Raw genomic sequence first — 25,491 nt, forward strand, 5'->3', positions numbered from 1 at the left:
CTAGAGCCTCTCGAACACTAGGCAGTGTTCAGACAGCTCAAACGATCCACCGTGCTGCGAACTGTTTCGCATCGACCTGATCGCCCCCTGCTCGGTTAGTCTAAACCCAATTCCCGAGAGACTCTCAATCAGAATCGAGGCCACGTCCACATGGATGCTAGCATACTGGCTATCGCCAATCGCTACAACAGCATGCCGACCCCGTCTAAGAATTCGCTTAAGATGTTGAAATATTTTGCAGAGGTCGTCAAAATAAAAGCCAACCATTTCGGGAATATTGGGGTTCCAAAGATCAGCCCTAACTTGACGGAGCGCAGCCAGCGTTTTGTCAAGAACTTCCGATACGGCAAACCGTGGGGTAGAATGCCATTTCATTTGCACATGCGATCGTAGCGTATCATGTCGAAGGTCACGGTTGGCTGCACCAGAATTCAGATAGCCCAATATCCAAAGTTCCAAATTGTAAACGTCGGTATAATCAAAAGAATTGGGATAGGGCGGAGAAAAAATCGCCACGTCTACACTGCTCTCTCGAATACTTCCAAGCGTGACGCGTGCGTCACCTCGTATCACGGAATGTCGTCCCCGCGGCAAACCCGAGAACCGTGTGATATCAGCAGCGGCGACATCGATGGCAGCATCGAGGCTTTCTATAAGATCAGCGCAAGATCTCTGCTTCGTCTGCCATCCTCTACGATACCGACGCCCTTTACCGTTAATGACGACATTACTGTTTGACACCAAAACTGAGCCTAAGAGAACTCGCACGAGTCTCGCATAGTCGGGCAGTAGGTCGTTAGACTGCCGCGCGATCGCCCGCGCAGTTGTATAGACATCGCGTGGGAAGACATATCGGTCGTTCATCCCGGGAGCCACCATGGTCCGGGGCATCCCCGGGGCGAGCGCTTGGTCCGCCTCTCTGGTTTCAAGATTCTTGATGAGCCTTTCATATGACGCACAGAACGCCGCCGGAGCCACAGTGCTTAACTTCGCTTCGATAAGGTCGGCAAGGAAGGGGTTGACTTCAACCGAGGTGGACGCGATGCCGAGCATTCGGCAGGTCAGTGCGGTCGTTCCGCTACCTCCGAACGGATCAACACAGCTTTCTACCTTGTAAGGCAAAGAACCGAGGGTATCTGCGACAAATTTTGGCGAGAACGCCTCTTTGAAATGGAACCATCTCTGAAAAGGGAGATTCGCCGTGCCCTGGTTGGACGATGTTGGGACACCCTCCAGATAGCGGCCTAACCATTCTGTAACGTCTTGAGAGCGCGTCGGATTATCAGTTAGGCGCTCGGAAATCCTGACCGTCTCAGCGAGCGTCGACTCCCAGAATTCGGTCATAATTCTAGGATCCGCTCAGACCAGTCGTTCGGCAAATCACCCCCCAAAGGCAACGCGCTGGCGATACCGTCCCGCTTGATTGTATTCAAGGTCTGCGGCTCAACGCAACCAGAAAGGCAGACAAAAAATAGCAAAATCTTCCCCTCACCCCCCAGCCAACCGCGGCAACAAAAAAATCTCCGCCCCCGGCGGCAGCTTCTTCCCCCACGTATCCCGGTAAATCACCCCGTCGATCGCCACCGCGATCCCCCGGTCGATCAGCGGCTCAAGCCCGGGATACTGTTCAGCCAGTTTCCTGAACAGTTCCCTTATGTCCTTGGCCTCGACCTCGACCTTGCTCTGGCCTCCGGCGGTCGCGGCAAGCGCCCCCCAGAGCGTCACTTGCACCATCAGCCTTCCCGTTCCGCCTCGATCGCCGCCAGGATACGCGGCGGCGACATCGGGATGTGGGTCATGCGCACGCCGGCGGCGTTCGACACCGCGTTGGCGATCGCCGCCAGCGGCGGCACGATCGAGGTTTCGCCGACGCCGCGCACGCCATAGGGGTGGTTGGGGTTGGGAATTTCCAGGATCTGCGTGTCGATCATCGGCAGGTCGGAGCAGACCGGGATGCGGTAGTCGAGGAAGCCGGCGTTCTGCAGCCGCCCGTCCTTGCCGTAAATATACTCCTCGTTGAGCGCCCAGCCGATGCCTTGCGCGGCACCGCCCTGGTACTGGCCCTCGACATAGGTCGGGTGCACCGCCTTGCCGGCATCCTGCACCACCGTATAGCGGATCACCCTGGTCGAGCCGGTGTCGGGGTCGACCTCGATGTCGCATATATGGGTGGCGAAGGAGACGCCGGCGCCGTCCGCGACGAGCTCGCTATGGCCGGCGATCGGCCCGCCGGTCTTGCCGGATTGCGCCGCGATCTCCTTCAGCGACAGCTTGCCGAGATTGCCGTGCTTCTCGCCCTTGGCCACCGCATGGCCCTGTTCCCAGACCACGTCGTCGACGGAAATGTCCCACATCTGCGCGGCGCGCTCGCGCAACACCTTGATGGCGTTGCGGGCAGCCGAGATGGTCGCCATGGAGGAGGAGAAGGTGCCGCGGCTGCCGTCGGTCATGTCGTTGTAGCCGAGGCTGGACGTGTCGGCGACGACGGCCTTGACCTGCGAATAATCGATGCCCAGCTCCTCCGCCGCCACCAGCGACAGCGAGGCGCGGGAACCGCCGACATCGACCGTGCCGACGGCAAGCGAGACAGAGCCGTCCATGCCGATGTTGAGGTCGGTGCAGGTCTGGCCGCCGAAATTGAACCAGAAGCCGCAAGCCATGCCGCGCCCCTGGTTCTTACCCAGCGGCGCCTTCATGTGGGCATGGTTCTTCACCGCCTCCAGCGTCGGGCCGATGCCGATCGGGCCATAGACCGGGCCGTAGGACGATCGCGTGCCTTCCTGCGCCGCGTTCCTGATGCGGAAGTCGACCGGGTCCATGCCGATCTCCTTGGCGAGCTCGTCGACGGCGCTTTCCACCGCGAAGGCCGCCATCGGCGCCGACGGCGCGCGGTAAGCCGCGGTCTTCGGCCGGTTGACCAGCACTTCGAAGCCGACGGTCTTGACGTTCTCCAGCCGGTAGCAGGCGAACGCCGTCATGGCGCCGATCTCGGCCCAGGTGCCGGCATAGGGGCCGCTGGTGTAGCGCAGCGTCGCTTCCGCGGCGGTGATCGTGCCGTCCTTGCGGGCGCCGATCTTGACGTCGATCGAGGTGGCGCTGGTCGGGCCCGAGGCGCGGAACACCTCGTCGCGGGTCATCACCAGCTTCACCGGCCGGCCGGCCTTGCGCGACAGAGCGAGCGCCACCGGCTCGGCCCAGACATGGGTCTTGCCGCCGAAGCCGCCGCCGATCTCGGAGGAGGTGACGCGCAGCTTCGAGGCTTCCATGCCCAGCAACTGGGCGCAATGCTGGCGGTAGACGAAATGGCCCTGCGTGCAGACCCACAGGTCCGCCGTGCCGTCGGAGCTGACATTGGCCACGCAGGCATGCGGCTCGATATAGCCCTGGTGCGTCTGCTCGGTCTTGAAGGAGCGCTCGACGATGAAGTCGGCCTGGCCAAAGCCCTGATGCACGTCGCCATGGCCGAACTGGCTGCGCTTGGTGACATTGGACGGCTTGACCGGCTTTTCCTCAAGCCCCTCGGTGAAAACGGTCTCGTTGATCAGCGGCGCGTGGTGCTGCATCGCCTCGTCGACATCGGTGACATGCGGCAGCACCTCGTAGTCGACCTCGATCAGCTTCAGCGCCTGCCTGGCGGTGCGGGCGTCGATCGCGGCGACAGCGGCCACCGCATGGCCGTCATAGAGCGCCTTGGTGCGCGCCATGCAATTGTCGAGGATGTCGTACATGGCGGCATCGCCGTCGGTGAGGTCCGGCAGGTCGGCCGCGGTGATCACCGCCTTCACGCCGGCGAGCTTTTCCGCCTTCGAGGTGTCGATCTTCCTGATCTTGGCGTGCGCGTGCGGGCTGCGCAGCACACGCCCGACCAGCTGGCCGGCCATGTTGAAGTCGGCGCCGTAGCGGGCGCGGCCGGTCACCTTGTCGACGCCGTCGGGACGGATGGGACGCGTGCCGACCGAAGCGAAATTGCGATTGGAAAAACGCGGATCGAAATTCATCGTCAGGCTCCCTTCATCACGCTTGCCGCGTCCTGGACGGCGCGCACGATCTTGTCATAGCCGGTGCAGCGGCAGAGATTCCCGGCCAGCCCGAAGCGGATCTCCTCCTCGGTCGGGTCGGGATTCTTGGCCAGAAGGTCCTTCGCCGCGATCAGGAAGCCCGGCGTGCAAACGCCGCATTGCAGCGCGGCGTGCTCCAGGAACTTCTGCTGGAGCGGATGCAACCGCTCGCCATGCGCCATGCCCTCGACGGTCTCCACACGGCGCCCTTGCGCCTCCGCGCCCAGCACCAGGCACGAGCACACCAGCCGGTCGTCGAGGATGATGCTGCAGGCGCCGCAGTCGCCGGTGCCGCAGCCTTCCTTGGCGCCGGTCAGCCCGAGCCGGTCGCGCAGCACGTCGAGCAGCGTCTCATCGGGCTGGCAGAGATACTCGACACTGTCGCCGTTGATCGTGGTTGAAACTGCTACACCGGCCATCACTTGCCTCCTGCACGCTTGTAGGCTGACGTGGCGGCCCGCCTGGCCAGCACGCCCGCGACTTTCCGTCTGAACTCGATCGTGCCCCGCTTGTCGTCGATGGGCCGGCAGGCCCCGGAGCAGACCTTGGCGAGCCGCTCGAGCGCGGCTTCGTCCAGCGTCCTGCCGATGAGGGCCTCGGCGGCCTCCTGCACCAGAAGCACCGTGGGCGCGGCGGCACCCAGCGCCACGCGGGCAGCCTTGACGACACCTTGCTCGTCGAGCGTCAGGTTCACGCCGGCGCTGACCACCGCGATATCCATCTCGGTGCGGGGAATGAACCTGAGATACGCGTCGCCCGAGCGCGGCGCTTGGCTGTCGAGCAGGATCGCCTCGATGATCTCGCCCTTGGCGAGCGACGTCTTGCCCGGTCCGGTCGGCACCGCCTCCACCGCAATGGTGCGCCGGCCCGCGGGCCCGACGATCACCGCCCTGGCGCCGGCCGCCACCAGCGCCGGCACGCTGTCGGCCGCCGGCGAGGCGTTGCACAGATTGCCAACGATGGTGCAGCGTCCCTGCACCTGCTTCGAGCCGATCAGCTTGGCCGCCTCGACGACGCCGGGCCAGGCCTTCTTCAGGGCCGCGTTCTCTCCCAGCACCGCGCAAGGAACCGCCGCACCGATGCTGAAGCCGTCGGCCGTCTCCCTGATTTCGCTCAAGGCCGCGATCGCCTTGATGTCGACGATCAGTTCGGGTTCGATGAAGCCGCCCTTCATCCGCACCAGCAGGTCGCTGCCTCCGGCGAGAATGGCCGCCGTTCCGGCCGATCCGGCCAACTGGCCAACGGCATCTTCGATTGAAAGTGGACGTATGTAGCGCATCGTCTCCCCTTGGTCACAGCGATCTCAGCGACCGTTATAAACAGTCTCCTCATAATGGCTATCCGGTTCGTCATTTTCGACGATTGGGCCAGCCGCCGCAAAATCGAGTCCCAAAGCGGGCTGAACTGGCGTAGGCCAGTCGCGCAGGCCGCGGCCGAGGCTCTGGAAAAAATCCCAGGAGCCGGTGTCGGACTGGCCGGGCCCCGCTCGTCCTTGGGGCATCGAACAGGCATTATGAAAGGATATGATATGCCCGGCACCGTACGTTTGCACCGTGTTCTCACCACCAGCCCGGAAAAAGTCTATCGCGCCTTCGTCGAGGCCGACGCGCTGGCGAAGTGGCTGCCGCCGAACGGCTTCACCTGCACGGTTCATCACTTCGAGGGCAAGGTGGGCGGCACGTTCAAGATGTCGTTCCGCAACTTCACCACCGGCGACAGCCATGCCTTCGGCGGCGAGTATCTCGAACTCGTTCCTGGTGAGCGCCTGCGCTACACCGACAGGTTCGACGACCCCAATCTGCCGGGCGAGATCCAGGTGACCGTCACCCTGAAAAAAGTATCTGTCGGCACCGAGATCGACATCACCCAGGCCGGCATTCCCGACGTCATCCCGGTCGAGGCCTGCTATCTCGGCTGGCAGGAGTCGCTGCGGAACCTGGCAAAGCTCGTCGAGCCCGAGATAAATCAATAGGCCAGACGGTGGCGGTTTCAGCCATTTGCCGCTAGCTATCCTTCCGACGCGCGCCCGGTCGATCGGGCGCGTCGTGAGCGATACAGCGGAGGCCAAAATCATGACTCTCACCAACCGGGACATCGTCGAGCTGACCGAATGGCGGCGCAAGTTGCACCAGCAGCCGGAAATCTCGAACGAGGAGGAAAAGACGGCGAAAGCCGTCGTCGACTTCCTCGCCGATACGGGTCCCGACAAGATGCTGACCGGATTGGGCGGACATGGTGTCGCGGCCGTCTACGACAGCGGCAAAAACGGACCAACCGTCCTGTTTCGTTCGGAACTCGACGCGCTGCCCATCGAGGAACTGTCCGGCGTGCCGCATGCCTCGCGCGTGCCGGGCAAGTCGCATATGTGCGGCCATGACGGACACACCGCGATCCTGGCGGCGCTCGGACGCCAGCTCGGGCGCGAGCGGCCTGCAAGCGGTCGCGTCGTGCTGATGTTCCAGCCGGCGGAAGAAACCGGCAATGGCGCCGCCGGGGTGGTGGCCGATCCCCGCTTCGGCGAGATCGCGCCCGATTTCGCCTTCTCGCTGCACAATCTGCCCGGCGTGCCGTTCGGCGAGGTGCGGCTCAAGCCCGGCGTGGTCAACTGCGCCTCGCGCGGCATGCGCATCGTGCTGGAGGGCAAGACCGCGCATTCCTCCATGCCCGAGACCGGAATTTCGCCGATGCCGGCGATCAGCGCGTTGATGCCTGCCCTGCCCGCGCTCGGGCACGGAACGTTCGCCGACGACGATTTCGGCATGGTCACCGTGACCCACGCCGAGATGGGCGAGGCCGTGTTCGGCATCGCGCCCGCCCATGCCGAGGTATGGGCGACGCTGCGCACCAGGCGCGACGAGCGCATGGCGGATCTGTGCGCCGCCGCGGAAGCGCTGGTCACGAAGATCGCGGGCCAGCATCGCCTGTCCGCAAGCTGGGACTACCACGAGATCTTCGTCGCCAGCGTCAACGCGCCGGACGCGGTGGAGCATCTGCAACGCGCCCTCGACGAAGAGGGCGTCGCGCACACGCAAGAAGCCCTGCCGATGCGCGCCTCGGAGGATTTCGGCTTGTTCGGCCACAGCGCGACGTCGGCCATGTTCTTCCTCGGCGCCGGCGAGCGCCACCCTGCCCTGCACAATCCCGACTATGATTTCCCCGACGATTTGATCCCGATCGGGTCGAAGATCTTCATGCGCACGGCGCGCAACTTGCTGGGGTGAAATAGGCCGGATGGCCGATCGGGGCGAGCCGGCACGCCACGCGCGGGCTGTGGTGGCATGGCTCGCTAAACGTCGAGAACGACCGTCATTCCACGGACCTCGGCCATCTCGAGCAGCAGGTCCTGCAGGCTGTCCTCGGTCACCGTCTCGCCGGTTCGCTCCAGCAATTCGTCAATGCTTTCCTTCATTGAAAGGGCGGCAACCCCGGTTTTTTCGGAGAGCAGCCGCCCAATGGCAGCGCGGATTAGGGCATTCTGGTCAGGCATGATCCCCCTTTCATGCTGGGGCGGCGGCATGAGTTTTCTTCAATGCATGCTTCTGCCGCAACTTCTGCGAGCTTCAGCTTAAGCTTGCAAGTCGCCTTGAGGGACGGATATTCACTATTTGGCGAATAGTTGCCCAAGGACTACACCAGAGGCGCAACTCCTCGTTGCCGGATCCGGACCTCGCCATTCCAGAGGGCACCTGACGCGCCGTCTCTATTAGAGGTTGCATCGGTCAGCCGCTTTTTGCCAACCAGGATATCCAACCGCGGCACCGCGCCTGACCCGCGCCAGGACCACCGTCAATCGCGATTGGCCCTTGCCGAAGCCGGCGGCCTCGCTCATCCATGCCTGGAAACGATCGCCAGGGGCCAGAAGATGACCGATTCCAGCTTTCACATCGTCGAAGCGACGATCGAACAGTTGCGGCGCGCACTCGACGATGGCACGGTGAGCAGCGTCGAACTTGTCGGTGCTTATCTCAGGCGCATCGCGCATTTCGACCGGCGCGGCATCAGCCTCAATGCGGTGCCGGTTCTCAATCCTGATATGTTCGAGGAAGCCGCGGCTTCGGACCGGCGCCGCAGCCAGGACAAGACGCTCGGCCCGCTCGATGGCATTCCCTACACCGCCAAGGACAGTTACAAGGTGTCCGGCTTGACTGTTGCCGCCGGCTCGCCGGCCTTCGAGCATCTCATCGCCAACGAGGACGCCTTCACCATCGCCCGGCTGCGCGCCGGCGGCGCGGTGCTAATCGGCCTCACCAACATGCCGCCCATGGCCAATGGCGGCATGCAGCGCGGAGTCTATGGCCGCGCCGAAAGCCCCTACAATGCCGATTACCTGACCGCCGCCTTCGCGTCCGGCTCCTCGAATGGCTCGGGCACCGCGACAGCGGCGAGCTTCTGCGCTTTCGGGCTTGGCGAAGAAACCTGGTCGTCCGGCCGTGCGCCGGCCACCAACAACGCGCTGGTAGCCTACACGCCGTCGCGCGGTGTCATTTCGGTGCGCGGCAACTGGCCCCTGGTGCCGACCATGGATGTCGTCGTGCCGCACACGCGCAGCGTGCCCGACATGCTCGAATTGCTGGATGTGATCGTCGCCGACGATCCCGAGACGCGAGGCGATTTCTGGCGCGCGCAGCCCTGGATCGCGCTGCCGAAGAGTTCCGAAATCCGACCGCCGCGCTATACCGATCTGGTGCTAGCGGGGTCGCTGCAAGGCATGCGGCTTGGCGTGCCCAAAATGTATATCGGCCGCGACAGCGGCGCCGACCGGCCGATCGAAACCCGCGCCTCCGTGCTTGATCTCTGGGAGCAAGCGGCGGCGGACCTGAGACGGCTTGGAGCCGAGGTGATGGAGGTCGATTTTCCTGTCGTCTCCAACTACGAGCGCGATCGCCCCGGCGCGCGCACCATGGTCGACCGCGCTCTGGTGCCGCCGATCGCGAGATCTGGGACCTCTGCATCTCAGCCTGGGATGATTTTTTGCGCGCGAACGCCGATCTGAATATCCCCGATCTCGTTTCGGTCGACGGCCCGAAAATCTTTCCGCAGCCACCGGGCACGCTGCCCGACCGTTATGAAGGCGGTTTCGACTTGGCACAGTATGTCGAGCGCGCGAAATCAGGCGTCACGCCGTTCCGGGCCATTCCGACGATGGAGGACGGGCTGAAAGGGCTGGAAACGACGCGGCGGCTCGATTTCGAGGACTGGCTGGACGCGAACAGGCTTGATGCCGTCGTGCTGCCTGCCGTCGCCGATGTCGGGCCCGCCGATGCCGACATCACTGAGGCCTCCGCGGCGCTTGCCTGGCGCAACGGCACCTGGGTCGCCAACGGCAATCTGGTGTGGCGGCATTTCGGCATCCCAACCGTTACCGTGCCGATGGGCACCATGGCCGACATCGGCATGCCGGTCGGCCTGACCTTCGCCGGCAAGGCCTATGACGATGAAAGGCTGTTGCGCATGGCCGGCGACTTCGAACGCTCCACGCAGCGCCGCACCCAGCCGCCGCGCACGCCGGAACTGGCAGACGATGTGTTTTCGCGCCGGGCCAATCAAGCCGGCAATGGCAAGGCGCCTACGCTCGCGATCAAGCTTGCGGCCGAGACGCGCGACAGCGGCGATCAGGACGAGATCGTCATCACGCTCGACCTCCCCGTCGACGCAACCGAGACGGAGCACGCCAGCATCAAGGTGCACGTCAACGGAGATGCCGTCGCGATGCGCCGAGCCGGCGCGCGTCTGACCGGCCGGGCGTTTGTCCCGGCCGCGGAGCATCAACGGATCCACAGCGTCTGGCGCGGCCCCTACGGCTCGATCGTCACGGCGGTGATGCGGCTGCGGGATGGACGCAGCGCGGGCGCCTATGTGGTCACCGGCGGGATTGAATGACGATGAGCCCACGCGGGCCAATTTCGCGCCGGGCTATGTGAACCTGCGAAATTATGAGGAGCCAGCCCTGATCAAGGTCAAACAACTCGCCCATGTCTGCATCTTCGCCAACGATCTGGACGAGACACGGCGCTTCTACGAGGATGTCCTGGGCATTGATATCCAGTTCAATTTCCTGCGCGACGGAAAGATTTTCGGTTTCTACCTTAATTGCGGCGGCCGCAGCCATATCGAGGTTTTTCACAAAGAGGGTGCGCGGTTCAGCGAGACGAACCAGATCAACCATTTCTGCCTGGAGGTGGAGGATATCGACGCCGCGATCGCGCATATCGCGTCCAGGGATGTGGAGGTCACCGCGAAAAAACTTGCCTGCGACGACACCTACCAGGCCTGGCTGCGCGATCCCAACGGCGTGAAGATCGAACTGTTCGAATACACCGGCAAGAGCGCGCAATTCACAGGCGGCGATCGCGTCGCCGATTGGTAGGCTGTCGCGGTTTCAGTGGGCATTAGCCACGCGCGGCCCACAGCAAACCGCGCTCGACGATGACAGCCATTTCCGGCATCGCGAACTCATCCGCCGTGTGTCCGAGCGAACTGTAGAAGACCTTGCCAGCGCCATATCTTCGCTTCCAGACAACCGGCATGTCGACGCCGCCGATGCCCGGGAAATGCTCGTCGGTGAAGGTGGTCGTCGCCAGCACCTCGTTGCTCGGGTCGACATGCATGTAGTACTGCTCCGACCGGTAGGCGAAGTCGCTAATGCCTCTCGTGATCGGATCGTCCGGTTTGGTGATGACCACGCGATAGTCGATGATGTCGCCGGGATGCGCGACCCATTGGCCGCCGGTCATGAACTGATAGTCCGGCTCGTTGCGGAAACTGTCGCCCATCGTGCCGTGGAAACCGCCGAGTCCCGTTCCCTGTCGAACCGCGCGCGTCAGATTCTGCAGCTCGGACTTTTCGATCTTCGACATGGTGATGACGGGCACGATGAGATCGAATGAGCTCAGCTCCGGATCGGCAAACATCGCCGTGCCCTCGCCGAGCGTGACCGTGTATCCATTGCGCTCCAGCATGTCGCGCACCACAGTGGCGCTGCGCTGGGGCGTATGGCCTTCCCACCCACCCCAGGCAATCAAGGCCTTCTTTGCCATGCAGTGAATCTCCTGAACTGTCCGCAGCAGCGATGGTTACACGGCTCGGCTGTCAGCGCCAACCCAGCGCCGGCGCGACATGGGTCAGGATCACCTCGATGGCATGGGCGTTGTAGTCGACGCCGAGTTGGTTGGGCACGGTGAGCAGCAGCGTGTCGGCCTCGGCGATCGCCTCGTCCTCGGCCAACTCCTTGATCAGCACGTCCGGCTCGGCGGCATAGCTGCGCCCGAAGATCGCCCGCGTGTTTTCCTCGATGAAGCCGATCTGGTCGCGGCCCTCATTGCCGCGCCCGAAATAGGCGCGGTCCCGGTCGTCGACCAGCGCGAAAATGCTGCGGCTGACCGAGACGCGCGGTTCGCGTTCATGGCCGGCCGCCTTCCAGGCCTCGCGATAGATCCGGATCTGCTCGGCCTGCTGGATATGGAAGGGCTTGCCGCTTTCGTCGAATTTGAGGGTCGAGCTCTGCAAATTCATGCCCAGCTTCGCCGCCCACTCCGAAGTGGCGTTGGTGGCGGCACCCCACCAGATGCGCTCGCGCAGGCCTTCAGAATGCGGCTCCAGGCGCAGCAAGCCGGGCGGGTTGGGAAACATCGGCCGCGGATTGGGCTGGGCGAAGCCCTCGCCGCGCAGCGTGTCGAGGAAGACCTCGGCGTGATGCCGCGCCATGTCGGCGTCGCTTTTGCCTTCCTGCGGCGCGTAGCCGAAATAGCGCCAGCCATCGATCACCTGTTCGGGCGAGCCCCGGCTGATGCCGAGCTGCAGGCGCCCGCCTGCGATGATGTCGGCGGCACCCGCGTCCTCCGCCATGTAGAGCGGATTCTCGTAGCGCATGTCGATGACCGCCGTGCCGATCTCGATGTGGCTGGTCTTGGCGCCGACCGCCGCCAGCAGCGGAAATGGCGAGGCGAGCTGTCGGGCAAAATGGTGGACGCGGAAATACGCGCCGTCAGCGCCGAGTTGCTCGGCCGCGACGGCGAGATCAATGGATTGCAACAGCGCGTCCGACGCCGAGCGCACCTGCGATTGCGACGAGGGCGTCCAGTGCCCGAATGACAGGAAACCGATTTTTTTCATGGCCCTGACGTATATACCGGCGACACGTGCTTCAATGCCAAAAGAGCAGGGTTACACACCGTCGCCCCTGCGTGACACCAAAAGTGTGCCTTACCGAAAGTTTGAATGCCGTGGAGGGTGGGATGCTCAGGGGAATCCGCATCGTCGAGATCGAGGCGTTGGGGCCGGCGCCCTTTGCCGGCATGCTGCTCGCCGATCTCGGCGCCGACGTGATCGTCGTCCACCGCAAGCATGCATCCGTGCCGGGCCTTCCCGAGCGCTCGCTGCTCGATCGCGGCAAGCGCTCTATCGCGCTCGACCTCAGGGATGCCGAGGACGTTGCCGTGCTGATGCGCCTGATCGCCACCGCCGACGGCCTGATCGAGGGCTTCCGGCCGGGCGTGATGGAGCGTCTCGGGCTTGGTCCAGATGTGTGTCTGGCCGCCAACCCTCGCCTGGCCTATGGCCGCATGACCGGCTGGGGGCAGGAAGGCCCGCTCGCCCGCACCGCCGGCCACGACATGAACTATACCGGCGTGTCGGGCGCACTCTGGTATGCTTCCCTGCCGGGCGAGCCGCCAATGGCGCCGCCGACGCTGGTCGGCGACATAGGCGGCGGCGCGCTCTATCTGGTGATCGGCATGCTGGCCGCCATCATGAACGCCCGCGCCGGTGGTGAAGGCACGGTCGTCGACGCGGCGATCGTCGACGGCTCGGCCCATATGATGAACCTGTTGATGTCGCTCGCACCATCCGGCGTGCTTGCCGCCGAGCGTGGCCGGAGTCTTCTGGACGGACCGCATTGGTGCCGCGTGTACCGCACGGCAGATGGCGGCTTCATCAGCGTCCAGTGCGTCGAGCCGAAATTCTATGCGCTGTTCCTCGACAGGCTTGGCCTGGGCGGCGATCCGCAGTTCGCCGCTCAGTTCGACCGCGGCCTCTGGCCCGAGCTCGGCAGCCGGCTGGAAGCGATCTTTGCCGAAAAATCCCGAGACGAGTGGATGAAATTGTTCGAGGGAACGGATGCCTGCGTCGGGCCTGTGCTCAGCCCGCATGAGGCGGCGCTGCATCCGCACATGGCCGCACGCGGCTCCTGGTTGGTCGAGAATGGCGCCCTCCAAGCTGCCTCCGCCCCCCGTTTTTCCAAACGGACGGCAAAGGCACCGGCGAAAAGTCCGGCACGCGACGAACATGGTGCGGAGATTCGTGCCGAACTTGCGGATCCAGCCGCAAGTCGTTGAATAGGCTACCCGCCTTTGCTGAGGAAATCGCCGACTGGCCTGCGCCCGGCTCGGACCGAAGACGATATCGTGGCGGCACTTGCGGCAGTCGTGGGCGGCATACTTGAAAAGCATCTCGTATACGAGTATACGAGATGCTTTCATTGGGAGGAGGCTGCGCTCCATGTCCTTCAACTCGACTCGCGTCCAGACACCAATGGATGCCGTGGTCATCGGCGGCGGCATCGCCGGCTGCACGCTCGCCTATGAACTGGCCCGCCACGGTCTCAAGACGACGATCCTCGAGCAGCGCATGATCGCCGCCGAGTCCTCAGGACGAAACACCGGCACCTTGCTCACCGGCCCGCAGAAAGAGGTCGTCGAACTGCTGGACGCCAGCGTCGCGATCTATGCCGAGCTTGCCGACGGACCCGTTCCCTTCGAATTCGCCGCCATCGCACATCTGCTGATTTCCGAAGACGAGGCGAGTTTCGAGGCGGCTGCCGCCGTGGCCGACCGCTACAGGGAAGTCGGCGTGGCAATGGAAAAGATCACGGGCAAGGAACTGGCGCGCGACCACCCGCGTGTCGGCTTCAACGTGGCAGGCGCCTATTCCGTCGGCCGTGCATGGACGCTGGAACCCATGGGCGCGACACATGCCTTCGCCCACGCCGCCCGTGAGGCCGGCGCGACGATCCGTACTGGCCTGCGCGTCGCCCAGATCTTCTCCAGGGGCGGCAAGGTCCAGGGTATCTTGACCGACCAGGGCATCGTTCCCGCCGATCTCGTCTTCATCGCCAACGGATTGTGGATGTCGGACCTTCTGCGCCGCACCGTCGGCGACGGACCGCTGCCCGGCCTGCCCTTCACCGCCGGCCGCGGCTGGTTGATCCAGTTAGGAAAACTCGACTTCGAGCTGCCCTGGATCGTCGAGGAATTGACCTGGCCGGATCAGGAAGAGCTCGGCCGGCGCATGAGGCTCGACAGCCTTGCCGATGTCGCCGCGCAGCGCGACGACCAGCCGGCGGTGGAAGCCATCTGCCTCAACCCCATGGGCGGCGGCGATGCCAGGCTTGGCGCCTCCGTCCAGCCGGCCTTCCGCGATCTCGTCCGCAACACCGACATGGCGAGCCGGATCGCCAGCCGCACGCTGCGCATGCTGCCGGGCCTCGGCGCGCCGCAGGTCAGGAACGTCTATCCCGGCAACCGCCCGATGCTGTCCGATGGCTTGCCGGTCGCTGGCAGGACGGCCATCGAGGGCCTGTTCGTGCATGGCGGCATGGGTTCCATCGGCATGCATGCCGCCCCCGCCACCGCGCGCTGGCTGGTTGACGCCGTGTTTTCCGGCAATGGCAGCCCAGCCCAGACATGGCTGCGGCCGGACCGCTTTCCCGGATGGGAAGCGTCATGAGCCTGCTTGCGGAGCGGTCGGCCCGCTATTTTCCGCAATGGTGATCGTTGATCTTGTTCAGCGCATTCGCATCCGGCCCCACCCGGTGGTAGGAACAGGCGCCGGCGGCCGTCGTGACAAGCTGCCGGTCATAGTAGCGCGGGCCGCCGAACAGTATGTCGATAATATCGCCGTCAGCAGGAACATAGCGTTCGGGTTCGCCCTGGTGGTGGCGGTGCCTGGCCCCGGCGGACGCCGAAGAGACGATGCCGCAGCCCATCACAAGGGCGAGAGCGCAGATCGCGAAGCGTTTCGTCGTCATCGACAATACCTTCCTGGCCAACCGGATTTCATCTTATATCCAAAAATCGCCGGATAAAGAAAAGTTCCTGAGAACGGGCGGTTGATTTGCAGCCGGCGTGCATGAGCGGCAGCCTGGGAACCGGCGGCGCAGGCCGGCTCGCCTGACAACCGACAAAAGCCTTAGTCGGTCTGGATCCATACCGACTTGGTCTCCAGATACTCGTGCAGATGTTCGATGCCGCCCTCGCGGCCGTAGCCCGACATTTTCATGCCGCCGAACGGCACGGCGGGGTCGATGGCGTGGTACATGTTGACCCAGACGGAACCCGCCTTGACCCGGCGAGCGAGCTTGTGCGCCGTGCCGAGATGGCTGGTGAAGATGCCGGCGGCCAGCCCATAAGGCGTCGCATTGGCGCGGGCGACGGCTTCGTCAAGCGTATCGAAGGGCATTGCCGAGATAACCGGCCCGAAGATCTCTTCGCGCGCGATGGTCATTTGGTCGGACACTGCGCCGAAGACGGTCGGCGCGATGAAGTTGCCGCCGTCATAGAGATCACCGGTCAGCCGCGATCCGCCGGCAACCAGTTCCGCGCCCTCCTCGCTGCCGGCCTTGATGTAGCCCTCCACCTTGCCGGCCTGCCTGGCATTGATAAGCGGCCCTATTTCGGTTTCGGCCTCGATGCCGTGGCCGATGCGCAGCCTGCCGGCGAAATCGGCGAGCCGGCGCACGAACTCGTCATGGATTTCGCGTGCCACGAACAGTCGCGAACCGGCGATGCAGACCTGGCCCGAATGCACGAAGACGGCCATCGCCGCGATCGGAACGGCCTTGTCGATATCGGCGTCGCGGCACACGATGAACGGCGACTTGCCGCCGAGCTCCAACGAAACGCGCTTGAGATTGGCCACACCCGCCCGGGCGATGACCTGGCCGGTGAGCGTCGAGCCGGTGAAGACGATCTTGTTGACGTCGGGATGTTCGGCCAGCCGCGCGCCGGCTTCGGCCCCGGTTCCGGTGACGATGTTGACGACCCCGTCGGGAACGCCCGCTTCCTGCATCAGCCGCGCGATCAAGAGCGGCGTCAGCGACGCATCTTCCGAGGGCTTCAGCACGATGGTGCAGCCGGTGGCGAGGGCCGGCGCGATCTTCCAGATCGAGGCGGCGGTCGGCGCGTTCCAGGGAATGATGGCGCCGACCACGCCCACCGGTTCGCGCCTTGTGAAGGTGACGATCTCGCCCGGGATCGAATTGTCGATTGATTCGCCATGCAGCACGGTCGCCATCCCGGCATAGAAGCGCAGCATGCCGATGACGCGGCGCCGGTTGGCGAGCGTGCGCGTGATCGGCAGGCCCATGTCGAGCGTGTCGGAGACGCAGAGCTCCTCCCAGTTCTTCTCGAAGAGATCGGCAATCCTGAGCAGTACGCACTGCCGCTCGTAAGGAGAAAATCCCGACCACGGGCCTTCGAAAGCGGTGCGCGCAGCCGCCACCGCCGCGTCGATGTCGGCGACGCCTCCGCGAGGTACCGTCGCCAACACCTGCCCTGTCGCCGGGTTCAGCGCCTGCATCTCCTGTCCGGACTGCGCCGCGACCCACTTGCCGCCGATGAACATCGGCCGGAATTCGCCATGGTAGAGCGTCGCGGCCTTCGCCCTCGGGTCGAAGTTCAGCGTCATCTTCTCCTCCTCGCCATTCCGCCGCGACTATTACTCCGGCGCCGGCACACCTCAAGCAGGAAGCCGACAAGTCGTCGGAACGATCGGACGCAGACCCCGTTTGCACGCTCCCGGATATCGTCCGCCTCAACCGCTGGAGGCGAAGCGGTAGCCCTCCAGCGCCTGCTGAACCGCGGCCACCAACACCGCCTCCGGATCGAGCGGCTGCCCGGCAAAGCGGTCGAGCGCGGGCAGATGCTGATGGAACAGCGTCACCGGCACGGCCTTGCCGGACAAAGCGGCCATCAATCGCTGGACAGCTTCCATCGCCTCCTGATGGTTCCAGTAGTAACGTATGCGGTCCGACAGCGAATAGTGCCGCTGCACGCGCTGTTGCGCCGCAGAGCCGTGGTAGTGGCTGTGCCAGTCCTTGGCATCGGCCGTCATCAGCGTTTCCATGGTCTGATAAAGCGGGCGCGCGCCGTAGTCGGGCAACAGATCGGAGGCGATCAGGTCCAGCCCGTAGAGCGCTTCGCGCAGGACGAAGGTCAGCTGCGGCCCCACCTTGAGGATGGCAAAGCCGTCCTCGACCAGTTCGCGCAGGGCCGCTTGCGTCTGATAGTCGGTGGAATGGGCTTCGTAGACCAGGCCCGCTTCCTGGTCGAGCAATTCGCGCAGATGCAGCGCCTTGGCGCGATCGTAGAAGACCACGTTCTCGTTGCCGAACTCCACGCCCGGCTGCACCACCACGGCGATGACCCGCGAGAAGGCGTCTGCGAGGCCGTTCTCGTGGAATATCTGCCGATGCACCGCCAGTGTGTGCTGGACCGCGGACAGGCTTGTGGGGCTGATTTCGCCGATGAGATGATCCGCTCCGCCCGGCGGCGGAACCTCGGTGCCGATCACGTAGAGTGGCCGGTCGGTCCCGCTGGCGGCGTCCTCGGCCTTGCGCGCCAGGCGGGCGGCGCGCCTGGCAATCGTAGCGTCATCCAGCGCCGCCGGCTCGCCCGCGCATCCCATGGAGGCATCGAGATGGATCTTGCGGAAACCGGCCCGGACATAGGCGGACACCATGTCCTCGGCCTTCGCCATGGCCGCGCCGGCATCTTCCTTTCGCCATGGATTGGGACCGAGATGATCCCCGCCGAAGATGACCCGCTCGGGCGCAAGGCCTTCGGAGCCGGCAATAGCGGTCACCGCCGCGACGAAGTCGGCGGGCTGCATGCCGGTATAGCCGCCGAACTGGTTGACCTGGTTGCAGGTCGCCTCGATCAGCAGCGGCCGGGAGAACAACGCGGCGTCGCGCACTGCGGCCCGGATCACGACTGGATGGGACGAGCAGACGGAGGTGATGCCTTCCGCCGCGCCTTGACGCCGGGAATTTGCAAGTTTCAGCAATGGATCGGTCACGGGCGTCGCCTTGGCGTGTTGGCAATGAACAGATCGAGTTCGGCGCGCGTGCCGGCTCCTTCCATCGGGCCTTGCCGCGTGACGTTGCGCGCGCCTGCCGCATTCGCGTAATCGAGGGCGGTCACGGCAGGCATGCCGAGCCTGCGGCAGGCGATGTAGGCGCCGCCAAAACAGTCGCCCGCGCCGGTCGGATCGATCTCCTCGACCAGGAAGCCGGGCGACTCGACGCGGCTGCCGTCGGCGCCGAACAGGGACGCGCCCAACGCGCCCCGCTTGACGACGACCTCGCCGGCGCCGCGGGCAAACAGCGAGGCGAGCGCGTCGGCTTCATTGTCGTTGCCCGAAGCGGTGTGGAGTTCCTCACCCGACGGCAGGATCAGATCCGCAATGTCGAGAAGCCGTGCGAAGCGCTCGCGCGTCTGGCCATGGCCGAGCAGTTCCTTGCGAAGATTGGGATCGAGCGAGATGCTTCCGCCACGCGCCTTGACGGCATCGATGGCATGGTCGAGCACCTGCCAAATGGCGGGAATGCTGAGTGCGGTGCCCATGACGTGCAGGTGGCCTGAACGCGCCAGCAGCACCCTGGCCTCAGGGGTCAACTCGACCAGCGCCGCGGCGGATTTGCCGATATTGTAGACGAAGTCGCGCGAACCGTCCCCGCGGTAACGCACGAAGGCGGTGCCCGTCGGATAATCGGGGCTGACTGCGATGGCCGAGACATCCGCACCGTCCCGGCGCAGGCGCTCGACATTGATCCTGCCGAAATCATCGTCGCCGACGCAGGCGATGATACCGGCCCGCCCGCCAAGCCTGGCGCATTGGTCGATGAAGATCGCCGGCGCCCCGCTCGGATAGGGTCCGGTCAGCGCGATGGGCTCGAGAAAGCCGCTGCCACGGCTTGTGGCCATGATCTCCACCAGGATCTCGCCGACGGTGACGGTCGGCCCGAGTCCATCGGGCGCCAGTGTCTTCAATCGGGATTTGCTTGGCATGGCGAAGGCCCGGTGTGAAAGGCAAGGGAAATGCGGATCCGAAAAACGGATAGAGCGGTTCCGCGATTCTATCAAACGTTGGACGGCTCTGGCTCCGGCCTTCCAAACGCTCCGGGCGTCGGCGTTGTCACGATGACGGCGTCGCCGGCCTGAAGCACCGTCTGGTCGCAGGCTTTCAGCACCTCGACCGTGCCGTCCTTGCGGCGCACCTTGGTCGAGCCAGCCTCGCCATCGCCACCGCCGCCCAGCCCTTGCGGCGGCCGGTTGCGATGCGAGGACAGGATGGCGCATTCCATCTTCTCCAGGAAGCGGATGGTGCGCTTCGTGCCGTCGCCGGCATTCCACCTGCCCTTGCCGCCGGAGCCTTCGCGGATGTGGAAATCCTCCAGCATCACCGGAAACCGCAGCTCCAGTATTTCCGGATCGGTAAGGCGCGAATTGGTCATATGGGTGTGAACGCCCGACGTGCCGGCAAAGCCGCGGCCGGAATTCATCTCGCCGGCGGGCGAACCGGAACAGATCGTCTCGTAATACTGGTACTTGCTGTTGCCGAAGGTCAAATTGTTCATGGTGCCTTGCGCATTGGCCATGGCGCCCATGGCGCCGAACAGCGCGTTGGTGACGTGCTGCGAGGTCTCGACGTTGCCCGCGACGACGGCGGCGGGATAAGCGGGTTTCAGCATCGAGCCGTCCGGGATGATGATGTTGATGGGCCTCAGGCAACCGGCATTCATCGGGATCATGTCCTCGACCATGACGCGGAAGGCATAGAGCACCGCGGCCCGGGCGACAGGCTCTGGCGCGTTGAAATTGTTCTTCATCATCGGCGACGTGCCGGTGAAGTCGACCGTCGCCTCACGCTTTTGCCGGTCGACCGATATCTTCACCTTGATCACCTGGCCGGTGTCGGTGGGATATTCATAGGCCGATGTATCCGGCAGCCGCTCGATCACGCGCCGCACGCTTTCGGCCGCATTGTCCTGCACATGGCCCATATAGGCTTCGACGACGTCGAGCCCGAAATGCGCCACCATCTTGCGCAGCTCCGCCACGCCTTTTTCGTTGGCGGCGAGCTGCGCCTTGAGATCGGCGATATTCTGGTGCGGATTGCGGGCCGGATAGCGGTGATCGGTGAGCAGCGTCTGCAGCTCGGTCTCGCGGAATTTTCCGCGATCGACGATCCGGAAATTGTCGAACAGCACGCCTTCCTCGTCGACCGTGGTGGCAAGTGGCGTCATCGAGCCCGGCGCGGTGCCGCCGATGTCTGCGTGGTGGCCGCGCGAGGCCACCCAGAAGAGGATCTTGGGCGATTGGCCAATCTCCCCTCTTGTCGGGGAAATCGGCTGCTCTTCCTCGAAAACCGGCGTCACCACCGTGATATCGGGCAGATGCGTGCCGCCATTATAGGGAGCATTGAGCGCAAAGACGTCGCCGGGATGAATGTCGCCGGAGTTCAGCCGGATGATGGTCTCGACCGAGCGGTCCATCGAGCCCAGATGCACCGGCATATGCGGCGCGTTGGCGACCAGCGCGCCGTTCCGGTCGAAAACGGCGCAGGAGAAATCCAGCCTTTCCTTGATGTTGACGGAATAGGCGGTGTTCTGCAGCGTCACGCCCATCTGCTCGGCTATCGACATGAACAAATTGTTGAACACTTCCAGCATCACCGGATCGGCCTCGGTGCCAAGTGCCGCCTGCCGGCGTTTCTTGCTGGTGCGCCGCATCAGCACATGATTCCTGGCCGTGATCTCGGCCTGCCAGCCCGGCTCGACGACGATCGTCTGGTTGGGCTCGATGATCAGTGCAGGGCCGGCGATCCGATCGGACGGCCGCAACGCCTCGCGCCGACAGACGTCGGCTTGGTGCCATTTTCCTTCCGTATAGATCCGTCGGACCTCCTCGGCCCTGGCTTTTGATGGCTGGCCCGCCTGCGCATAGGCTTCGGTATTCTGCTCGCCGCCCGCCTCCGTCCCCTCGACGCTCACAGCTTCGACGATCATCGGCTTGTCCTCATAGACGAAACCGAATTGCGCCTTGTGGGCAGCCTCGAAATCGGCCCTCGCCCGCAACATCGAGCCATGGTCGAAATGCACCGGAAGTGCGGTGTCGGTGCTGTCATAGCGGATCTGCAGCGCCGGTCTGGCGGCCACCGCGTCCTCGGCGATGCCTTGCGCGGCGAGTTCCGCGACGACGGCGGTTTGCAAGGCCGCGATCAGGCCTTCGATCGCCGGCCTGGATTCTTCCGCGAGCGGTGCAAGCAAGGCCTGCTGGCGTGAGGCAAAGACCGAAGACAGGCCGATGCCGTAGGCCGACAGCAAGCCGGAAAACGGATGGATCAGCACCGCCTCCATGCCGAGTGCGTCGGCGACCAAGCAGGCGTGCTGGCCGCCTGCGCCGCCAAAACAGTTCAGAAGATATTCGGTGACGTCGTAGCCGCGCTGCACCGAGATCTTCTTGATGGCGTTGGCCATGTTTTCCACCGCGATTGTGACGAACCCTTCGGCCACCGCTTCGGCCGAGCGGCCGTCGCCGATTTTAGCGGCGAGCGCGGTGAATTTCTGGCGCACGATCTCCGCGTCGAGCGGCTCGTTCTGGCCGGGGCCCAAGATGGCAGGGAAAAAATCCGGCTGCAGCTTGCCGAGCATGACGTTGGCGTCGGTGACGGCGAGCGGGCCGCCGCGCCTGTAGGCGGCGGGGCCTGGATTGGCGCCGGCGGAGTCCGGGCCGGTGCGAAAGCGGCCTGCTTCGTAGTGCAGGACCGAGCCGCCGCCGGCCGCGACGGTGTGGATGCGCATCATCGGCGCGCGCACGCGCACGCCTGCGACCTCGGTATCGAAGGCGCGCTCATATTCGCCGTCATAATGGGCGACATCGGTGGAGGTGCCGCCCATGTCGAAACCGATCACCTTTTCGAAGCCGGCGAGCCTGGCCGTCTCGACCATGCCGACGACCCCGCCGGCCGGGCCAGACAGCAGCGCATCCTTGCCCTGGAACAGGTCCGCGGCGGTCAGCCCGCCAGAAGACATCATGAACATCAGGCGGGGATTTTCCCTTCCCCTCGAGGGGAGAGTGGCGGCGAAGCTGCCGGGTCGGGTCGGGTCGACGGGGTTCGACGTCTTGGTGGTGCCTTCTGCGGCGATCCCCTCTGCCGGCTTCGCCGACATCTCCCCCTCGAGGGGGGAGAGAACGCCGAGTTCCTGGCCTACCCTTTGCACATATCTCGACAGGATCGGAGACAGATAGGCGTCGACCACGGTGGTGTCCCCGCGGCCGACCAGCTTGATCAGCGGCGACACCTCGTGGCTGACCGAAACCTGGCCGAAACCGAGCTTGCGGCAGACCTTTGCGACGGCCTTTTCGTGATCGGGATATTTCCAGGCGTGCATGAAGACAATGGCGACCGCGTCGATGCCGTCCGCCTTTGCCTGTTCGATTGCCGGGCGACAGGCAGCGATGTCGAGCAGCCGTTCGACACAGCCGTCGGCAAGCACGCGCTCGTTGACCTCGATGACGCGCTCGTAGAGCTGTTCGGGGAGGATGATCTCCTTGGCGAAGATGTCAGGCCGCGCCTGATAGGCGATCCTCAGCGCATCGCGAAATCCCTTGGTGATGAGCAAAAGCACGCGGTCGCCCTTGCGCTCCAGCAGCGCATTGGTGGCGACCGTTGTGCCCATCTTTACGTCGCCTATCAGCCCGGCGGGTATAGGCTCGCCGGGGCGCAGGCCGAGAAGGTCGCGAATGCCCTGGATGGCCGCGTCGACATAGGCCTCGGGATTTTCGGACAGAAGCTTGCGCGGATGCAGGCCGCCCTCGGGATCACGGCCGATGACATCGGTGAACGTGCCGCCGCGGTCGATCCAGAAATCCCATTTTTGTTGCATTCCGACACCCTCTTTATCGCGAGTATGGCAGCAAAGTCATACTCTTTGATACCCGAGTTCGCGCCGGAACAAGTCGTCGCGCCGGCGCCTCTTCGATGACGGTGGCTTTGGATGTCTGAGGCGATGGCAAGGCACGTGCCGCCGCGACGCGCCGGCCGGAGCCGTGAGCGCGGCCGGGCTGGCTCGCCGGCCGCTATCTGGATCCAGGGTGGAAGAATGCGAGATAGGTCCAAGCCTGCCCGCCGTGCAGGCCGACCCTTCCGTTAGTCGACCAATGCGGCAACCACCGAGACGCAGTCCCCGGCCTTGACCAGGCCGGGGAAATGCCGCGCCGCCAACATGCCCGACATTTTTGCCCGGATCTCCTGGGGGGCGATGCCGGTTCGGCCGGTGGAATGGATGCGCGCCAGCACCGCGCCCTTCTCGACAGGCTCGCCGAGATCGACCATCGTCTCGACCATGCCGTCTTCCTCCGCGAAGGCAAAGCAATCGCCGGACGGCATGTCGAGCCATTGGGTTGGCGTCTTTTCGACCGCACCGGCAACGATGCCGGCATGCCTCAGCACGTTGAGCATGCCGCGCCGGGCGATCCGCACCGTCTCGGCTCTCGACGTGCCTCCACCGCCGAGCTCGGTGGTGACGAACACCTTGCCCATGTCCTCGGCGGCGGTATCGTACATGCCGACGGCATCGATTTCGATCATGCGCATCGAGAACGGCGCCGCGAAGGCTTCGACCGCCGCGAAGGCCCTCTGCTCCAGGGCCTTGTTCGGCAGCGTATGGGCGGCGCAGAACGGCACGAAGTCCAGCGTCTTGCCGCCGGAATGGAAGTCGAACACGATATCCGCGCGGGGAAGCAGCTCCCGCTGGAAATAATCGGCGATCTTTTCCGTCACCGTACCGTCTGGCCGGCCTGGAAAGCTGCGGTTCATGTTGCCCTTGTCGATCGGCGAGGTGCGCGTGCCGGCGCGGAAGGCCGGATAGTTCATCGCCGGCACGATGATGACCGTGCCGCTGACTTGGGCGGGATCGAGCGTGCGCGCCAGATCATAGAGCGCCAGCGGCCCTTCATATTCGTCGCCATGATTGCCGCCGGTCAGAAGGGCCGTCGGCCCCTTGCCGTTGCGCAGGACGCAGATCGGGATCATCACCGAGCCCCACGCCGAATCGTCGCGGCTGTAGGGCAGGCGCAGGAAACCGTGCTGTGCGCCGTCGCGATCGAAATTGACTGAGGGCGAGACCGGCGACGGACGAAGGTCGGACATCGGTTTCAATTCTTCACCACCAGCTTGCGCGGCACATTGGCCAGGCACTCGACGCCCGTCTCGGTGATCAGGATGGATTCGGTGATTTCCAGCCCCATCGTCTCCAGCCACAGGCCGGTCATGAAATGGAAGGTCATGCCGGGCTTCAGCTCGGTGCGGTCTCCGGGGCGCAGGCTCATCGTGCGTTCGCCCCAGTCCGGCGGATAGGAAAGGCCGATCGGATAGCCGGTGCGGTTGTCCTTGACGATGCCATATTTCTTCAACACCGCGAAGAAGGCGTTGGCGATGTCTTCGCACGTGTTGCCGGGCTTGGCTGCCGCGAGCCCCGCGTCCATGCCTTCGAGCGTCGCCTTCTCCGCATCGAGGAATTCCTGTGTCGGCTTGCCGAGGAACACTGTTCGCGACAACGGGCAGTGGTACCTGTTGTAGCACCCGGCGATTTCGAAAAACGTGCCCTCGCCCGACTTCATCGGCTTGTCATCCCAGGTCAGGTGCGGCGCCGAGGCGTCGGCGCCCGACGGCAGCAGCGGCACGATCGCTGGATAGTCGCCGCCGATGCCGTCGACGCCACGCGTGCCGGCATCATAGATCTCGGCGACGAGATCGCATTTGCGCATGCCGACCTCTATCTTGTCGACGATGCGCTGGTGCATCGCCTCGACGATGCGGGCGGCCTTGCGCATATAGTCGATCTCGGTCGGGCTCTTCACAGCGCGCTGCCAGTTGACCAGCGCGGTGGCGTCGACGAAACGGGCATTGGGCAGGTGCTTCTGCAAAGAGGCGAAGGCGGCGGCCGAGAACCAGTAATTGTCCATCTCGACGCCGACGGTCAGCTTGCCCCAGCCGCGATCGGCAAGCACGCTCGACAGGAAATCCATCGGATGGCGCTCGGTCGACTGCACATAGTGATCGGCATAGCCGACGATGTTGTCATGCGCGAGATAGGCGGTGCGCTTGGCGCCGTTGGCGTCCTGACCGCGGCCATACCAGACCGGCTCGCCCGACGGCGGCACGATGACGGCCTGATGCACGTAGAAGGACCAGCCGTCATAGCCGGTGAGCCAGGCCATGTTGGAGGGGTCGCTGACAATAAGCAGATCGACGCCTTTCGCCGCCATGGCTTTCCGCGTTTTGGCGAGGCGATCCGCATACTCGCTTCGCGAGAATTTCAAATTCGGTTGCATTTTGTTGGTCCTCGTTTGTTGGGCCCTGGAACCCGCTTCAA

General features: G+C 64.4%; 22 protein-coding genes. 7 read left to right on the forward strand and 15 right to left on the reverse strand.

Translation table 11 applies throughout. The features are described from left to right. The 5 genes from LB541_RS14510 to LB541_RS14530 form a co-directional block, all read right to left on the reverse strand. Complete coding sequence (locus tag LB541_RS14510) at positions 1-1,344, reverse strand: site-specific DNA-methyltransferase (RefSeq protein WP_224618743.1); 1,344 nt, start codon at positions 1,342-1,344, stop codon at positions 1-3. Positions 1,345-1,488: 144 nt separating this feature from the next. Then, positions 1,489-1,734 carry a MoaD/ThiS family protein gene (locus LB541_RS14515; protein ID WP_140552045.1) on the reverse strand — a complete coding sequence of 82 codons (246 nt, stop codon included), beginning with the start codon at positions 1,732-1,734 and terminating at the stop codon, positions 1,489-1,491. Then, positions 1,734-3,998 (reverse strand): xanthine dehydrogenase family protein molybdopterin-binding subunit, encoded by a 2,265-nt coding sequence (locus LB541_RS14520; RefSeq protein WP_224618746.1) that lies wholly within the window; start codon positions 3,996-3,998, stop codon positions 1,734-1,736. Before LB541_RS14520 ends, LB541_RS14515 begins: the two co-directional genes overlap by 1 nt. A 2-nt stretch (positions 3,999-4,000) precedes the next feature. Further along, positions 4,001-4,477 carry a (2Fe-2S)-binding protein gene (locus LB541_RS14525; RefSeq protein ID WP_140521372.1) on the reverse strand — a complete coding sequence of 159 codons (477 nt, stop codon included), beginning with the start codon at positions 4,475-4,477 and terminating at the stop codon, positions 4,001-4,003. Beyond that, complete coding sequence (locus tag LB541_RS14530; RefSeq protein ID WP_140582646.1) at positions 4,477-5,337, reverse strand: FAD binding domain-containing protein; 861 nt, start codon at positions 5,335-5,337, stop codon at positions 4,477-4,479. Before LB541_RS14530 ends, LB541_RS14525 begins: the two co-directional genes overlap by 1 nt. Before the next feature lie 249 nt (positions 5,338-5,586). Here LB541_RS14530 and LB541_RS14535 point away from each other — a divergent pair, with 249 nt between their 5' ends. Beyond that, positions 5,587-6,030, forward strand: coding sequence for an SRPBCC family protein (locus tag LB541_RS14535; RefSeq protein WP_140499234.1), 444 nt, complete (start codon positions 5,587-5,589; stop codon positions 6,028-6,030). A 100-nt stretch (positions 6,031-6,130) separates the two neighbouring features. Beyond that, a complete protein-coding gene (locus tag LB541_RS14540) occupies positions 6,131-7,279 on the forward strand; it encodes an amidohydrolase (protein WP_224618748.1) in 1,149 nt (382 codons plus the stop codon). A gap of 65 nt (positions 7,280-7,344) precedes the next feature. Here LB541_RS14540 and LB541_RS14545 read toward each other — a convergent pair whose 3' ends face one another. Beyond that, a complete protein-coding gene (locus LB541_RS14545; RefSeq protein WP_140499238.1) occupies positions 7,345-7,545 on the reverse strand; it encodes a hypothetical protein in 201 nt (66 codons plus the stop codon). Between the two features lie 375 nt (positions 7,546-7,920). Here LB541_RS14545 and LB541_RS14550 point away from each other — a divergent pair, with 375 nt between their 5' ends. The 3 genes from LB541_RS14550 to LB541_RS14560 are packed head-to-tail and all read left to right on the forward strand — an operon-like array spanning position 7,921 to position 10,425. Further along, positions 7,921-9,051 carry an amidase gene (locus tag LB541_RS14550; RefSeq protein ID WP_224618750.1) on the forward strand — a complete coding sequence of 377 codons (1,131 nt, stop codon included), beginning with the start codon at positions 7,921-7,923 and terminating at the stop codon, positions 9,049-9,051. Next, on the forward strand, positions 9,030-9,938 hold the full coding sequence (locus LB541_RS14555; protein ID WP_224618752.1) for an amidase family protein: 909 nt from the start codon (positions 9,030-9,032) through the stop codon (positions 9,936-9,938). The genes LB541_RS14550 and LB541_RS14555 overlap by 22 nt, the downstream gene beginning before the upstream one ends. Then, positions 9,931-10,425 (forward strand): VOC family protein, encoded by a 495-nt coding sequence (locus LB541_RS14560; protein WP_224618754.1) that lies wholly within the window; start codon positions 9,931-9,933, stop codon positions 10,423-10,425. The genes LB541_RS14555 and LB541_RS14560 overlap by 8 nt, the downstream gene beginning before the upstream one ends. Before the next feature lie 22 nt (positions 10,426-10,447). Here LB541_RS14560 and LB541_RS14565 read toward each other — a convergent pair whose 3' ends face one another. Then, the gene (locus LB541_RS14565; protein WP_224618756.1) at positions 10,448-11,095 is read right to left on the reverse strand and encodes a ThuA domain-containing protein; all 648 of its coding nucleotides are present in this window, start codon (positions 11,093-11,095) and stop codon (positions 10,448-10,450) included. Positions 11,096-11,147: 52 nt separating this feature from the next. After that, positions 11,148-12,170, reverse strand: a complete 1,023-nt coding sequence (locus LB541_RS14570) for an LLM class flavin-dependent oxidoreductase (RefSeq protein ID WP_224618759.1) — start codon at positions 12,168-12,170, stop codon at positions 11,148-11,150. 122 nt (positions 12,171-12,292) lie between these two features. On the opposite strand from LB541_RS14570, the gene LB541_RS14575 reads away from it, so the two are divergent. Next, complete coding sequence (locus tag LB541_RS14575) at positions 12,293-13,390, forward strand: CaiB/BaiF CoA transferase family protein (RefSeq protein ID WP_224618767.1); 1,098 nt, start codon at positions 12,293-12,295, stop codon at positions 13,388-13,390. Between the two features lie 163 nt (positions 13,391-13,553). Further along, the gene (locus LB541_RS14580) at positions 13,554-14,780 is read left to right on the forward strand and encodes an NAD(P)/FAD-dependent oxidoreductase (RefSeq protein ID WP_224618768.1); all 1,227 of its coding nucleotides are present in this window, start codon (positions 13,554-13,556) and stop codon (positions 14,778-14,780) included. A 25-nt stretch (positions 14,781-14,805) separates the two neighbouring features. On the opposite strand, the gene LB541_RS14585 is transcribed toward LB541_RS14580, so the two are convergent. The 7 genes from LB541_RS14585 to doeA form a co-directional block, all read right to left on the reverse strand. Then, positions 14,806-15,081, reverse strand: a complete 276-nt coding sequence (locus LB541_RS14585; protein WP_140517323.1) for a hypothetical protein — start codon at positions 15,079-15,081, stop codon at positions 14,806-14,808. A 161-nt stretch (positions 15,082-15,242) separates the two neighbouring features. Next, positions 15,243-16,739 carry an aldehyde dehydrogenase family protein gene (locus LB541_RS14590; protein ID WP_224618770.1) on the reverse strand — a complete coding sequence of 499 codons (1,497 nt, stop codon included), beginning with the start codon at positions 16,737-16,739 and terminating at the stop codon, positions 15,243-15,245. A 126-nt stretch (positions 16,740-16,865) separates the two neighbouring features. Continuing rightward, positions 16,866-18,128, reverse strand: a complete 1,263-nt coding sequence (locus LB541_RS14595; protein WP_140895316.1) for a D-tagatose-bisphosphate aldolase, class II, non-catalytic subunit — start codon at positions 18,126-18,128, stop codon at positions 16,866-16,868. Then, positions 18,125-19,120 carry a sugar kinase gene (locus LB541_RS14600; protein WP_224618772.1) on the reverse strand — a complete coding sequence of 332 codons (996 nt, stop codon included), beginning with the start codon at positions 19,118-19,120 and terminating at the stop codon, positions 18,125-18,127. Before LB541_RS14600 ends, LB541_RS14595 begins: the two co-directional genes overlap by 4 nt. A 71-nt stretch (positions 19,121-19,191) precedes the next feature. After that, entirely contained in the window at positions 19,192-23,001 is a 3,810-nt protein-coding gene (locus LB541_RS14605; RefSeq protein ID WP_224618774.1) for a hydantoinase B/oxoprolinase family protein, read from the reverse strand. Between the two features lie 263 nt (positions 23,002-23,264). Beyond that, a complete protein-coding gene (gene doeB / locus LB541_RS14610; protein ID WP_140521361.1) occupies positions 23,265-24,266 on the reverse strand; it encodes a N(2)-acetyl-L-2,4-diaminobutanoate deacetylase DoeB in 1,002 nt (333 codons plus the stop codon). Between the two features lie 5 nt (positions 24,267-24,271). Continuing rightward, positions 24,272-25,450 carry an ectoine hydrolase DoeA gene (gene doeA / locus LB541_RS14615; protein WP_140499261.1) on the reverse strand — a complete coding sequence of 393 codons (1,179 nt, stop codon included), beginning with the start codon at positions 25,448-25,450 and terminating at the stop codon, positions 24,272-24,274. Positions 25,451-25,491: the final 41 nt, after the last annotated feature.

This window comes from Mesorhizobium sp. BR1-1-15, from assembly GCF_020165475.1.
Taxonomy (GTDB): domain Bacteria; phylum Pseudomonadota; class Alphaproteobacteria; order Rhizobiales; family Rhizobiaceae; genus Mesorhizobium.